Raw genomic sequence first — 12,568 nt, forward strand, 5'->3', positions numbered from 1 at the left:
ACCCCGGATCGAGCCGGTCCTCGAGATCCGTTGAGTGGCTTACAGGTTCGAGATCATGAAGTGCAGCACCTCACTCGGCGGCGACCTGGGCTCCGGCCTCGACGGCAGTGGATCGATAGGAATCGGCGCTCAGGATCGTGGCCGGAGCGTCGGTGATCTCGGTGGATTGGCGCACGGTGAGTCCGACGCAGCCCGCCGCGACACGCGGCTCATTCGGCCGGTGCAGGCCCGATCAGGCGTTTGGTGGAGCGGCGGAACGACCAGATGATCACCAGGACGGTCAGCACCGTCAGTGGAGTACCCATCGCGATCTTCGCCAATGCCAACGTACCCGTCGCGTCGGCGAGATAGAGCCACTGCATCACCGCGAAGCGGGCGGCGAAGACGATTGTCGCTGCGAGAGTGGCGATATCGTGCGCGAGCAGGGTCGGCCGGTCCTCGCGCCAGGGATGCCCGCCGCCGTGCACGGCGTTCCACACGACCCCGGTCAGCGGGCGACGCGCCAGCAGGGAGATCAGCGTGACGACGCCGCAGAGCAACGCCGCCCAGATCCCGATCACGAAGAAATCGCTCGCCGATCCGGTCCAGGCCGCGATGCCACCGGCGACCACGACACCCAGCAGCCCGCCGACCGCCGAGGAGAAGCGCTCGCCGCGTTTGATCCGCCATCCGGTGAGTACCAGGCCGACTCCGATCGCGATACCGATCGCGATCGGCAGCGCGCAGAAGGCGTTGGCCGTGACGAAGGCGATGACCGGCAGCGCCGTGTACACCATCCCGGACACGCCACCCAGTCCCTCGAGCAGCGCCTGGTTCAGGTCGACGGTGCGGCCGGGTTCGGCCGGTGCCTTCTCGTCGTGGTCGTCGGTGTTGTTGCGATCGATCCTGGTCATCATGTTCTCCCCGGTTCTGTTCGAGCGACCCCTTCACGAAAAGCTGTGCCGTTGCGGCACACTCAAGCCCTGCGGTGAGTGATCCGGATCACTTCCGCGATTTTCCGCGCGAGAGCGCTTCACTGTGCCGCGACGGCATGGTTTCTACTGGGGGCGTCGGCGCGACCGCGTCGATGCGAGTCGCCGTCGAAACGAGGTTGAGCGTCATGGCCTGGAGCACCCGGGAGATCGCCGAACTCGCCGGCACCAGCCTGCGGGCGGTCCGGCACTATCACGAGGTCGGCCTGCTCGACGAGCCCGAACGTCGCGCCAATGGCTACAAGCAGTACGGCGTCGCGCACCTGGTTCGGTTGCTGCGGATCAAACGACTGGTGGACCTGGGTTTCTCGCTGTCGCAGATCGCCGAGATGGGCGATGACGACGATCATCCGGAGCAGGCCCTGCGCACCCTGGATGCCGAACTCGCCGCGACCATCGAACGCCTGCAACGGGTTCGGGTCGAACTCGGTCTCATCCTGAGCCGGTCCACGCCGACGGATCTGCCGCCCGAGGTCGCCGCGGCGGCCGCGGGGGCCGAGATGTCCGACGCGGATCGGTCGTTCATCGTGGTCATGAGCCGGGTCCTGGGTCCGGAGGGGATGCGGACCTACGCGGACATGTTGCAGAGCAGCACCGCTCGTGACGCCCCGGCCGAGGATCTCGACGAACTGACCGACGACGCCGACGAACAGACCCGCGCCGATCTGGCGCAGCGTCTGGTTCCCTACGTCCGCGTGCTCCTGGCCGAGCACCCCGGCTTGAACACGCTGTCGTCGGATGCGCCGCGCGGTGTCCGGTTCGCCGAGGAGACGGCCGCCAAGGCTCTGGTCGACGTCTACAACCGCGCGCAACTGGACGTGCTGTACCGCACCCACATCCTGCTCAACACGTCACCGGACCCCGACGGCGGATAAAATGTCGACCGCTATGCCGGGTCGTTGCCTTCGGGCCGACCGGCGCCCATTCGGGGCGGAATGATCGTGCGGGACCAGGGCTTTCCCTCGAACAGTCGCACGAAATCCTCGGCGAATTCGGCCAGTTCGCGGTGGCCCAGCGTGATGCCCAGGCTGGATTCGTTGACCAGGGTGGCGCCGAGGCTGCTGATCACCACCGACATCATCGCGGGCGGCAGACCCGCGACGTCGAATCCGCGACTGCTCAGGATGACGGTCAGCGCGGTGAGCTGGCTCTCCCGATACCGCTCGGCGTAGGCGGCGATCTCGGCGCGGATCTCCTTGCGGTGGTTCGCCAGCGCCATGAATTCCATCAGCAGTGCGGTGCCGCGGGCGTCGGTGGCCGTCTCCCAGAGCGCGCGCATCGGATTATCCGAGGTAAGAGCCTTGCGCTGGCGTTCCAGATTGGCCTCGGCGCCCTTGCGGAAGACGGCCAGGAACAGGTCGTCCAGGGAGGGGAAGTAGTAGTAGACCAGGGCGGGATTCACGCCGATCTTCGCGGCGACGCGCCGGGTGGTGGCTCCCGCGTAACCCTCCTCCAACATGAGTTCGGCGGTCGCCTCGATCAGCTGATCGCGGGTGTCCGTATCGTCGCCGCGGCGACGCTTGCGCGGTGCACTCATAGGGCTTCCTCCCAGCGGTGGTCCGCCACCGCGTCCCGCTCGCGCGTGGCCGCGGTGCTGCCGCGCGCCTGCGACCTGCGCGGTGTGCGCGGGACCGCTGCTCCACTCGCGAGCCCGTTCACGGCTGCACCTCGCCGACGCTCGCCGCTGTCGTGTGCGGCGTGCGCGGGGTTGATGGTTCATTCGCGGGCGCGCTCACGTGACCGAATCTATCAACAGGTGACTGCTCAGCTGTCCGGCGGCAGCGTCTGCGATCTCGCACGAGACTGCTAAGCGATCGTTTAAAAACTGAGCAGATCGCCTGCTTGGCGGCCAGGTTGGTATGGGCATACATGCAGGTAGAGCGCGTGTGTGGCTTGAAGGTCGATCGCTGACGATTGACATGATTCGACGATAAGTGTTAAACAGTTGTGGAGCAAGCGGCATCCGAACGACAGGCCTCGCAGCCCCGCGGTAGGTCTGGTCGAGGTCCCCTTGCAGGTGCTCCAAAGATGTTGGAGTGCAGAGTATTTCATCACCAGGGAGGTCGATCCGGTGGTTTCCTTCGAAAGTTCCGAAGGTTCCGTGGGGAACAAAATATTGATCGACCGATTAACATTTGTGATACCCCTCGGGGGGTTTGCGGCGGCCGATGCGGTGCGACCGGCAGCGGGCGCATCGCTGGACGGCTTCGAGGCGATCGCGAAATGACCGGCGCGACAGCGAAAGTGGCCCGGGCGAGGCGCTCGGAGCTGGCGACTCCCGCGAGCAACGAGTCCATGTGTGCCGCGGCGGCCCGGTCGGACGCCGATCTGGTGTTCTTGGACCTCGAGGATGCCTGCGCCCCGTCGGCGAAGGAAGCCGCGCGGTCGATCGCGGTCCGCGCGTTCACCGAATTGGACTGGGGCCGCACCACCCGCGCGGTCCGCATCAACGGACTGGACACACCGTGGTGCCACGACGACCTGATCGAGGTGGTAACCGGCGCCCGGGATCGCCTGGACGTGGTGATCGTCCCGAAGGCGCGGACCGCCCGCGACGTGTGGTGGGTGGACGTGCTGCTCACCCAGTTGGAGACCAAGCTCGGCCTGTCCCACCGGATCGGGCTCGAGGTGCTGATCGAGGAGGCGGAGGGACTGCTCAACGCCGCCGAGATCGCCACCGCGAGCCCGCGCCTGGAGGCGATCATCTTCGGCGTCGGTGACCTGTCCGCATCCCTGCACGCCCGGGTGGGCGGCAACTTCCGCCCGGAGCCGGGCGCGTATCCGGGCGATTTCTGGCATGCCGAACGGGTGCAGGTGCTCGCGGCGGGCCGAGCGGCCGGCATCGATGTGATCGACTCGCCGTATCCCGACTACGCCGACGCGGACGGCTACCGCGCCGACGCCACCCACGCCGCGGCCCTGGGATTCGACGGCAAATGGGCGATCCACCCGAGTCAGGTGCCGATCGCCAACGCGGTGTTCACCCCGACCGCCGACGAAATCGACCGTGCCCGAACGCTTGTCGACGGCTATCGCGCGGCGCAGCAGGGCGGCGTCGGCGCGATCGGGCAGTCCGGTCAGCTCGTGGACGCCGGTCATCTCCGCCTCGCCGAGAACGTCCTGGCCAAGGCCGCACTCGCGCAGATCGAAAGTGGTGCCACCCGATGAGCGATTCGACCGACGGCGGACGCCTGGCCGGAAAGGTCGCGGTGATCACCGGAGCGGGGTCGGGCATCGGCCGGGCCAGTGCGCTGCTGTTCGCCCGCGAGGGGGCGAAAGTGGTCTGCGCGGATATCAGTGGCAGACAGGACAAGACCGCCGCCGACATCGGCGAAGCCGCGGTCGCGGTCCAGGTCGATGTCGCGAAATCCGTTGATGTGCAACAGATGATCGCCGCCGCGGTGAATTCGTTCGGGCGCCTGGACATCCTGTTCAACAACGCCGGAATGAGCGGCAAGCGAGGTCCGCTCGCGGAATTGGACGAGGACTCCTTCGACACCGTCGTCGCAGTCAATCTCAAGGGCGCGTTCCTGGGCATGAAGTACGCGATCCCGGCGATGCTGGCCTCGGGCGGCGGATCGGTGATCAACACGGCCTCGGCCTCGGCGCTGGTCGGCTGGAAAGGCATCGCGGCCTACGCCGCCGCCAAGGGCGGGATCGTGCAACTCACCAAATCCGCTGCGCTGGACTACGCGACGCAGAACATCCGGGTGAACGCGATCTGCCCGGGAATGACCTGGACCGGATTGGCCGGCGCTCCCGAGGACAGCGAGCCGCCGACCGATGTGGTGCCACCGCAGCCGATGAAGCGATGGGGCAAGTCGGTCGAATTGGCCTCGGCCGCACTGTTTCTCGCCAGCGACGAGTCCTCCTTCGTCACCGGGACCGCGATTCCGGTCGACGGCGGATACGTGGCCAGGTGAGTGCGATGAGCAGACCTTTCCGCTTCGCGGTGCAGGCCACCCGGGCGACGACGGCGGCGCAATGGCGGGACACCGCCACGCGTGTCGAGGCCGCGGGATATTCCACCCTGTTCCTGGCCGATCACTATCTGGGCAAGGGCCCCGCGGCGAAGGCGGCCAAATGGCCTCCGCAACATCTGGCCCCGATCGCGGCGATGTCCGTCGCCGCCGCGGTGACCAGCTCGCTTCGGGTCGGGTGCCGGGTGTTCTGCGTGGACTACCACGTCCCCGGCGTGCTCATGAAGGAAGCGACCACGCTGGACCTGTTGTCCGACGGCCGACTGGAATTCGGCATCGGCGGCGGCTGGAGCGAGCCGGAGTACCGGGCCATGGGCGTCCCGTTCGCGCTAGGCCCGCAACGGATCTCGAAACTCGAAGAGTTCGTCGCGTTGTTCAAGGCGCACTGCGCGGGTGAACCGCTGGACTTCGCGGGCGAGTACGTCACCGCGCACGACTACGCGGGTTTGCCACTGCCCGTGCAGAAACCGCATCCGCCGATCATGATCGGCGGCGGCCGCAAACGGGTGTTGTCCCTGGCCGGGCGCGAGGCGGACATCGTCAGCATCAACAACGTCCCGTTCGACCCGGTCGACGCCGCGGGGCGCACGCCGCGGCAGGAGGCGGTGCGGCGGTTGGGATTCGTGCGCGCGGGCGCCGGTGACCGGTTCGCGAGCCTGGATATCGAGAGCTCCCCGTTCTTCACCGCGGTCACCGACGATCCGGCCGCGGCGCTCGACCGCATCGCGGGGATGTTGCGCATCCCCGCGGGCGGTCTCGGTGACCACCCGAACGTTCTGGTCGGCACGGTCGATCGGATCGTCGAGCTGTTGCTCGAACGGCGAGAGATCTTCGGCGCCAACTACATCAGCGTGCAGCAGGGCGAATTCGAGGCGTTCGCGCCCGTCGTCGCGGCGCTGAACGGCACATAGCGAGAGAAACTTCGGAAGGATCGACATGGTCAAGCGTTCGCGCTACAGCGAATACAAGGATCGCTACCGGAACTATCGTTTCGAGCTCAGCGAGGACGGCATTCTGCTGATGCAGTGCCACACCGAGGGTGGCTCGCTGGTGTGGGACTGGAAGGCCCACGACGATATGGCCGACGCCTTCGCCGATGTCGCGGGCGATCGCGAGATCAAGGTGCTCATCCACACCGGCACCGGCGAGAACTACAACGCCGACTGGGGATTCATGCCCGACGGCTCACCCATCGATCCGCCGATCTATCAGGCCATGCCCGGCGATCGCGGGCTGTGGAAACTGGACGAGAAGGCCTGGTACAACCGCAATCTCATGTTCAACGTGCTGAACGTGGACGTGCCGATGATCAGCGCGGTGAACGGCCCGTGCAACATCCACTCCGAGGTGCCGCTGATGGGCGATATCGTGCTCGCCTCGGAAGACGCCTGGTTCCAGGATGTTTCGCACTTCCCGCGCGGCCAGGTCCCCGGTGACGGGCAGCACGTGATCTGGAACTTCCTGGTCGGCCACAATCGCGGCCGCTACCTGCTGCTGACGGGTAAGAAGCTCGCGGCGCGCGAGGCGCTGGACTGGGGTGCGGTCGCCGAAGTGCATCCCAAGGACCAACTGCTGGACCGGGCCTGGGAATTGGCTCGCGAGCTGGTGAAACGCCCACCGCTGACGTTGCGCTACACCCGCCAGCTGTTCACCCACGAGCTCAAGCGCGCCTTCCTGGATCAGATGGGGCAGGGCATCGGTTTCGAGACCTACGCCCAGCGCGGCTTCTTCCCGGCCGGCGGCCGGATGGAGGCGCTGGATCGGGCCTGGGACGACAAGCCCTGGTCCACCTCCGATCAGCCTGATACGCAATAGATTCCGAGGTACGTCATGCACGCGCTCGACGGGATCCGGGTGCTGGATCTGGGCACCTACATCGCCGGACCGTACTGCGCCACGGTGCTGGGTGAATTCGGGGCCGAGATCATCAAGGTCGAACGGCCCGGCACGGGTGATCATCTGCGCCGTTTCGGCACCGAGACCGACTGCGGTGACACCCTGGTCTGGCTCAGCGAGGCCCGGAACAAGCGGTCGGTGACGCTGGATCTCGGCGATCCGCGTGGGCGAGAGCTGCTGCGGGAGTTGATCACCGGCGCGGATGTGGTGATCGAGAACTTCCGGCCCGGCGTGATGGAGCGGTGGGACCTGAGTTACGAGGACATCCGGCGGCTCAATTCCCGGGCGATCATGCTGCGGGTCTCGGCCTACGGACAATCCGGCCCGCTGGCCGACCAACCCGGATTCGCGCGGGTCGCACACGCCTTTGCCGGACTGTCGCTGCTGGCCGGTGAGCCGGACGGCACACCGGTCACCCCCGGATCGACCTCGCTCGGCGACTATCTGACCGGCCTGTACGGCGTCATCGGCGTGCTGCTGGCACTGCGGGCCCGGGAAGCCACCGGCCGGGGGCAGTGTGTCGATCTCGCGCTGTTCGAGTCCATCTTCCGGGTACTGGACGAGATCGCCCCCGCTTATCAGCAATTCGGCTTCGTCCGCGAGCGGATGGGTGCGGACACCGTGAACGTGGTGCCGCACAGTCACTTTTCCACCGCGGACGACCGCTGGATCGCCATCGCGTGCTCCAACGACGAGATGTTCGCCCGGTTGTCCACGGCGATGGGCCGCCCCGAACTCGCCGATCCGGATCGGTTCGGCCGCAAGGCATCTCGCCTGGCTGCCCGCGACGAGGTCAACGCGCTGGTGGCGGACTGGGTGGCGACACTGTCTCGCGACGAGGTGCTGGCACGCTGCCGCAAATCCGAAGTCCCTGCGGGACCGTTGAATTCGATCGCCGACATCTTCCAGGACGCGCAGTTCGCCCACCGCGGCACGATCACCCGGACCGATTCGCGCATCGGACCGCTGTCGGTGCCGGACGTCCTGCCGAAACTGTCCGAAACCCCGGGTGAGATCCGTTGGCTCGGGCCCGATTTGGGCGCGGACACCGATGAGGTACTCGGCGCGCTGCTGCACCGCACCGCCGAGGAGATCGCCCACCTGCGCGACGCGGGTGTCATCTGAACCCTTCTTTCGGACCACGACCGTCCGAACCACGACAAGTCAGAAAGGTTGTGTCATGGCAATTCAGGAAAAACTCACCACCGGACGTGGCAAGTTCACGCCCGAATATCCGGAGCTGGGCACCGGCCCGGTCGATTACGACGACGCGGTGTCCGAGGAGTTCTTCCGGGCCGAACGGGAGGCGGTGTTCAAGCGGTCGTGGCTGAAAGTCGGCCGGATGGAACAACTTCCACGCACCGGCAGCTACTTCACCCGGGAACTGCCCGGTCTCGGCTCGATCGTGCTCGTGCGGCAGGCCGACGGCACCGTCAAGGCGCTGCACAACGTGTGTGCGCACCGCGGTAACAAGGTGGTGTGGCAGGAGCATCCGGCCGAGGAGACCGCGGGCTCGTGCCGCGTGTTCACCTGCAAGTACCACGGCTGGCGCTACGGCCTGGACGGCAAGGTCGCGCACGTCACCAACGAGGACCAGTTCTTCGACCTGGACAAGGGCGCCCTGGGCATGCCGGAGTTGCACTGCGACACCTGGGCCGGGTTCATCTTCGTGAATTTCGATCCGCACGCCCAGCCGCTGCGCACCTTCCTCGGCCCGAAGTTCACCGAGGTGGAGAGCTACCCGTTCGAGCAGCTGACCGAGCGCTACGCCTATAAGACCCGGGTCAAGGGCAACTGGAAGTTGTCGATCGACACGATTCTGGAGTGGTACCACCCGCCGTACGTGCACGGCCGGTTCATCAATCCGGACGTGTCGAAGGCAGAGAAACTGGTGCCGCCGCCGGACGCGTACTACTACGACCTGTTCACCTCGCACATGCTGAACTCGGTGCCCGGCCCGCCGCAGCTGCCGCCGCGCGCCCCCGGCGAGCTCGGCCCGGCCAAGCGGGACCAGCGCTGGATCTACAAGCTGTTGCGGGCCGGGCTGTTCGGCCCCGACGACGTCGCCGACCTCGGGCCCCTGCCCGACGTGCTGAACCCCGGCCGGATCAAGTCCTGGGGTAACGACGCCTACTGGTTGTTCCCGAACTTCTCGGTGCAGATCTGGGCGCGCAATTTCTACATCACCTACCAGTACTGGCCCGAAGCGGTCGACTCGCACACCTACGAGCTCGACATCTATTTCACCCCGCCGCGCAACGCCGCCGAACGGCTGGCGCAGGAGATGACCGCGCAGACCACCATCGAATTCGCGATGCAGGACTCGAACACCGTCGAGGCCACGCATTCGGCGCTGGCCACCGGCGCCAACCGGCAATTCCACCTGTCGGATCAGGAATTGATGATCCGCAACTTCCACAAGGTCATCCGGGACACGGTGACCGCCCACCAGGCCCTCGACCAGAAATAAGGAGGAGCATCCGATGACGACCGCGGTTCTCCCCGAAGCATTCCGCGACCTCGAGCCCTATGTCGGCGAGTGGGCCAAGCCCACCCGGCAGGAGCGGTACGACACCCGGCTCGCGAGCACCATCGAACAACTCGACGCGTTCTACGACGCCATCGCCCCGCACGCCGAGGCGGCCATCGAGCACCTGAACACGTTCGATCTGAACGAACTGCCCGAGGCCGAGACCCGGCTGCTGTGGCTGATGTATTCGCTGGTGATGGTCTCCTATCCGGTGAACGTGTTCAAGCAGCCGCGTATCCCCGATTCCGGCGCTTCGTTCTTCGACACCGTTTCCGAACCCGCGGTGTGAGGCCGGTCATGGGACACAACGTTTCCGAGCTCACACCCGCCACCGGCGTGGAGTTCACCGGCGTGCCGGGCGGTGACCTCCTCGACGAGAAGATCGCCGCGCAGACACTGGACGCCCTGGAACACCGTGGCGTCGTGGTATTCCGGGAGGCGCACGCGACCGACGACCAGTTGGTCGCGTTCGCGCGGCTGCTCGGGGAGGTGGTGCCGCTGCCGATGGGGAGTCATCCGAAATACCGTGAGATACAGAAGATCACGCGCGATGCGTCGAAGAGCAAGCTCGCCGCGTACCGGGAGGGGACGTTCCACTGGCACATCGACGGATCGACCGACGCGGTGCCGAGCCGGGCGACATTGCTGACCGCGCGGGAGATCTCCGGCGACGGCGACGGCGACACCGAATTCGCGAATACCTATGCCGCGTACGAGGGTTTGCCCGAGGACGAGAAGCGTGAACTCGACGGTCTGCGGGTGGTGCACAGTTTCGCCGCGTCGCAGCTGCTGGTCGAGCCGAATCCGTCCGAACAGGAGCGTGCGGCGTGGGATCGCAACCCGTCGCGCGAACATCCGCTGGTGTGGACCCATCGCAACGGCCGCAGATCCATGCTGCTGGGGTCCACCGCCGACACGGTCGTGGGCCGCTCACCCGCCGAGGGGCGAAAACTGTTGGACCGCTTGCTGGAATGGTCCACTCAGCCGCAGTACGTTGTCCGGCACACCTGGCAGGTCGGCGATCTGGTCGTCTGGGACAACACCGGCATGCTGCATCGCGCACTTCCGTACGGGCCCACGTCGACTCGTCTGATGCACCGTGCGTCACTGGCGGGCCAGGAGGCTGTCGCTTAACGGTTCTCCCGCCTGAAGGGGGGAGATTTCCAGCTCAGACCGCAACCGAACCATCCACCCGCAGGAGGTGATCCGATTGTCTGACGTCCTCGACACCGACGTGGCCCCGTTCTGCCACGGCCAGAATCACTCTGGCAGCGTTCCGATCGCGACCGTCTGCGAATCCGCAACTGTCGCATCGGAAGTCTCTCTCGTGCAGTTCCAGTCTCTGCTTGGTTCTCGTAAAGCAGGTACTGCACGTCATAGTCGTGTAGGCGGGCCGGACCAACACCACCGTCCGTCCAGCCCGCGTAGCACGCTCGACAAGTTCTCGTTTGGCCGTCCCGATCGCGGCGTCAGCGGCCTTGCGGGCCATAGTGGACTTCGCCAGGAACGTTGGCTTGAAGTTCTCGATGGCGATCAGGTCGTGTTGGTCGACAACGTGTTTGGCCCACACCCGCGAGTCGTGGACGGTTCGCCGGGCAGCTTTCTTCGCCAGCCGGGCAACACGCCGCTTGGCATCGGCATAGCCCCGCGACTGCAAGTGGCCCTTACGGTGACGCCTGGCCATCGTGCGTTGCGCCTTCGCCAGCTCGGCGGCACATCGTCTGCGATGACCGAGATGTGGCAAATCGAAGGCTGGGTCGGTGGTCATCGCAGTGGTGGTCACACCCCAGTCGATACCGATGCCGCCGTGGCCGCGTACATGGACCGCGATCTCGCGGCGCACGACGAACGACGCATACCAATGCCCGAGATTGTCCCGGCTGACACGGACAGATGTCGGCTCGGACGGCAATTCTCGCGACCAGACGACCGGGATCGTGATGCCCTTGGGCAGTATCAGACGGCCTTCGCGGAGCGAGAACCCTCGACTCGTGTACTCCAGAGACGGCAGGGAGGTCTTGCGGGACTTCACCTTCGGACGGCCGCGCCCCTTCACCGTGAACGAGTGATCCAGCGACCGCGCGTAATCACGCAACGTCTGCTGCTGGGCGACTTGAGAGCCTTCGCGCAGCCACTGCTGCGTCGCTCGCGCTCGGGTGAGCAGCTTCCCGAGTCGCGCGAACGTAGGTTTCTGTCCAGATTTCTGCTGGTGGACCGCCTCGTTCCACAACCATCGGCAGCGCCCCCACTCGGCCAGCAGCGCTTTCTCGGCGGTGCGCCCGGGCCGAAGCCGGTATGTGTACCGCACCACCTCATCCATTCGAACATACTATCGAAAGAAGTTGTCATGCGATACAGACGACTTGCCCGCCTTTTCCTCTCCGCCGTGAACAACGGAGTATCCAAGGCGGATGCCCGATGAGTGGGCCTGGCGCTACCGGGCGGGTCGCGGTGGTGACCGGTGGTGGTTCGGGAATCGGCCGGGCCATCTCACATCGGTTGGCGGCGAACGGGTTTCAGGTCGCGATCCTGGATCTGAACGGTACGGCCGCGAAGACGGTCGCCGAGGAGATCCGTGCGGCGGGATATTCGGCGACGGCCTTCGGCGAGGTCGACATCTCCTCGCGCAATCAGGTGGACGCCGCGATCGAGCGGGTGCGTTCGGAACTCGGCCCGGTCCTGGTCCTGGTGAACAATGCGGGGCTGACCGGGTTCAAGAAGTTCCTGCACATCACCGACGAGGTCTGGCGGCGGACCCTGGCGGTCAATCTGGACGGCACGTTCTACTGCTGCCAGGCGGCCGTGCCGGACATGCTGGCCGCCGGGTGGGGGCGGATCATCAACATCTCTTCCTCCAGCGCCCATTCCGGCCAGCAGTTCATGAGTCACTATGTCGCGGCCAAGGCCGGTGTCATCGGATTCACGAAATCCCTTGCGCTGGAACTGGGTCCGTCGGGAATTACGGTGAACACGATTCCGCCCGGTTTCGTGGACACCCCCATGCTGCGCAATTCGGAGAGTCACGGGCTGCTCGGCGGCACGGTGGATCACCACGCCGAACTCACGCCGGTGCGCCGCGCGGGCAGACCGGAGGACATCGCGGCGGCCTGCGCATTCCTGGTCTCGGAGGACGCCGGATACATCACCGGGCAGGTGCTGGGCGTCAACGGTGGCCGAAATACCTGAGTACG

The 12,568-nt window shown here is 66.1% G+C and carries 15 protein-coding genes; 11 read left to right on the top strand and 4 right to left on the bottom strand.

The features are described from left to right. Positions 1–209: 209 nt before the first annotated feature. Positions 210–893, bottom strand: coding sequence for a DUF3159 domain-containing protein (locus tag K7711_RS40580; protein WP_235748531.1), 684 nt, complete (start codon positions 891–893; stop codon positions 210–212). Positions 894–1,099: 206 nt separating this feature from the next. Between K7711_RS40580 and K7711_RS40585 the strand changes: the two genes are divergently transcribed. Then, positions 1,100–1,846, top strand: coding sequence for a helix-turn-helix domain-containing protein (locus K7711_RS40585; protein WP_222977190.1), 747 nt, complete (start codon positions 1,100–1,102; stop codon positions 1,844–1,846). A gap of 11 nt (positions 1,847–1,857) precedes the next feature. Here the strand turns inward: K7711_RS40585 and K7711_RS40590 are convergent, their stop codons facing one another. Both K7711_RS40590 and K7711_RS48700 read right to left on the bottom strand, forming a co-directional pair. Then, positions 1,858–2,508 (bottom strand): TetR/AcrR family transcriptional regulator, encoded by a 651-nt coding sequence (locus K7711_RS40590; RefSeq protein WP_222977203.1) that lies wholly within the window; start codon positions 2,506–2,508, stop codon positions 1,858–1,860. Next, the gene (locus tag K7711_RS48700) at positions 2,505–2,630 is read right to left on the bottom strand and encodes a hypothetical protein (RefSeq protein ID WP_268929685.1); all 126 of its coding nucleotides are present in this window, start codon (positions 2,628–2,630) and stop codon (positions 2,505–2,507) included. The genes K7711_RS40590 and K7711_RS48700 overlap by 4 nt, the downstream gene beginning before the upstream one ends. 412 nt (positions 2,631–3,042) lie before the next feature. On the opposite strand from K7711_RS48700, the gene K7711_RS40595 reads away from it, so the two are divergent. From K7711_RS40595 to K7711_RS40635, 9 genes are read left to right on the top strand one after another with little or no spacing between them, the layout of a single operon-like run. After that, positions 3,043–3,198 carry a hypothetical protein gene (locus K7711_RS40595; protein WP_222977204.1) on the top strand — a complete coding sequence of 52 codons (156 nt, stop codon included), beginning with the start codon at positions 3,043–3,045 and terminating at the stop codon, positions 3,196–3,198. Further along, entirely contained in the window at positions 3,195–4,139 is a 945-nt protein-coding gene (locus K7711_RS40600) for an HpcH/HpaI aldolase/citrate lyase family protein (RefSeq protein WP_222977206.1), read from the top strand. Before K7711_RS40595 ends, K7711_RS40600 begins: the two co-directional genes overlap by 4 nt. Further along, positions 4,136–4,894 (top strand): SDR family NAD(P)-dependent oxidoreductase, encoded by a 759-nt coding sequence (locus K7711_RS40605; RefSeq protein ID WP_222977208.1) that lies wholly within the window; start codon positions 4,136–4,138, stop codon positions 4,892–4,894. Before K7711_RS40600 ends, K7711_RS40605 begins: the two co-directional genes overlap by 4 nt. Positions 4,895–4,899: 5 nt before the next feature. Further along, positions 4,900–5,862, top strand: a complete 963-nt coding sequence (locus K7711_RS40610; RefSeq protein ID WP_222977210.1) for a TIGR03621 family F420-dependent LLM class oxidoreductase — start codon at positions 4,900–4,902, stop codon at positions 5,860–5,862. A 25-nt stretch (positions 5,863–5,887) separates the two neighbouring features. Further along, the gene (locus K7711_RS40615; protein WP_222977212.1) at positions 5,888–6,766 is read left to right on the top strand and encodes an enoyl-CoA hydratase/isomerase family protein; all 879 of its coding nucleotides are present in this window, start codon (positions 5,888–5,890) and stop codon (positions 6,764–6,766) included. A 15-nt stretch (positions 6,767–6,781) separates the two neighbouring features. Then, positions 6,782–7,972 (top strand): CaiB/BaiF CoA transferase family protein, encoded by a 1,191-nt coding sequence (locus tag K7711_RS40620; protein WP_222977215.1) that lies wholly within the window; start codon positions 6,782–6,784, stop codon positions 7,970–7,972. A 55-nt stretch (positions 7,973–8,027) separates the two neighbouring features. Beyond that, positions 8,028–9,317 carry an aromatic ring-hydroxylating oxygenase subunit alpha gene (locus tag K7711_RS40625; RefSeq protein ID WP_222977217.1) on the top strand — a complete coding sequence of 430 codons (1,290 nt, stop codon included), beginning with the start codon at positions 8,028–8,030 and terminating at the stop codon, positions 9,315–9,317. A 13-nt stretch (positions 9,318–9,330) separates the two neighbouring features. Next, positions 9,331–9,666 carry a hypothetical protein gene (locus tag K7711_RS40630; RefSeq protein ID WP_040832565.1) on the top strand — a complete coding sequence of 112 codons (336 nt, stop codon included), beginning with the start codon at positions 9,331–9,333 and terminating at the stop codon, positions 9,664–9,666. Positions 9,667–9,674: 8 nt separating this feature from the next. Next, entirely contained in the window at positions 9,675–10,511 is an 837-nt protein-coding gene (locus K7711_RS40635; protein ID WP_222977225.1) for a TauD/TfdA dioxygenase family protein, read from the top strand. A gap of 34 nt (positions 10,512–10,545) precedes the next feature. Here the strand turns inward: K7711_RS40635 and K7711_RS40640 are convergent, their stop codons facing one another. Further along, positions 10,546–11,697, bottom strand: a complete 1,152-nt coding sequence (locus K7711_RS40640) for an RNA-guided endonuclease InsQ/TnpB family protein (protein ID WP_222977229.1) — start codon at positions 11,695–11,697, stop codon at positions 10,546–10,548. Between the two features lie 98 nt (positions 11,698–11,795). Here K7711_RS40640 and K7711_RS40645 point away from each other — a divergent pair, with 98 nt between their 5' ends. Next, a complete protein-coding gene (locus K7711_RS40645) occupies positions 11,796–12,563 on the top strand; it encodes an SDR family NAD(P)-dependent oxidoreductase (protein ID WP_222977231.1) in 768 nt (255 codons plus the stop codon). Positions 12,564–12,568: the final 5 nt, after the last annotated feature.

Source organism: Nocardia coffeae (assembly GCF_019890715.1).
In the GTDB taxonomy this organism is placed as follows: domain Bacteria; phylum Actinomycetota; class Actinomycetes; order Mycobacteriales; family Mycobacteriaceae; genus Nocardia; species Nocardia jiangxiensis.

Bases quoted from the DNA above. Each gene is read 5' to 3' on its own strand.
- K7711_RS40580 (WP_235748531.1), bottom strand. From the start codon at position 893: ATGACCAGGATCGATCGCAACAACACCGACGACCACGACGAGAAGGCA.
- K7711_RS40585 (WP_222977190.1), top strand. From the start codon at position 1,100: ATGGCCTGGAGCACCCGGGAGATCGCCGAACTCGCCGGCACCAGCCTG.
- K7711_RS40590 (WP_222977203.1), bottom strand. From the start codon at position 2,508: ATGAGTGCACCGCGCAAGCGTCGCCGCGGCGACGATACGGACACCCGC.
- K7711_RS40600 (WP_222977206.1), top strand. From the start codon at position 3,195: ATGACCGGCGCGACAGCGAAAGTGGCCCGGGCGAGGCGCTCGGAGCTG.
- K7711_RS40605 (WP_222977208.1), top strand. From the start codon at position 4,136: ATGAGCGATTCGACCGACGGCGGACGCCTGGCCGGAAAGGTCGCGGTG.
- K7711_RS40610 (WP_222977210.1), top strand. From the start codon at position 4,900: ATGAGCAGACCTTTCCGCTTCGCGGTGCAGGCCACCCGGGCGACGACG.
- K7711_RS40615 (WP_222977212.1), top strand. From the start codon at position 5,888: ATGGTCAAGCGTTCGCGCTACAGCGAATACAAGGATCGCTACCGGAAC.
- K7711_RS40620 (WP_222977215.1), top strand. From the start codon at position 6,782: ATGCACGCGCTCGACGGGATCCGGGTGCTGGATCTGGGCACCTACATC.
- K7711_RS40625 (WP_222977217.1), top strand. From the start codon at position 8,028: ATGGCAATTCAGGAAAAACTCACCACCGGACGTGGCAAGTTCACGCCC.
- K7711_RS40630 (WP_040832565.1), top strand. From the start codon at position 9,331: ATGACGACCGCGGTTCTCCCCGAAGCATTCCGCGACCTCGAGCCCTAT.
- K7711_RS40635 (WP_222977225.1), top strand. From the start codon at position 9,675: ATGGGACACAACGTTTCCGAGCTCACACCCGCCACCGGCGTGGAGTTC.
- K7711_RS40640 (WP_222977229.1), bottom strand. From the start codon at position 11,697: ATGGATGAGGTGGTGCGGTACACATACCGGCTTCGGCCCGGGCGCACC.
- K7711_RS40645 (WP_222977231.1), top strand. From the start codon at position 11,796: ATGAGTGGGCCTGGCGCTACCGGGCGGGTCGCGGTGGTGACCGGTGGT.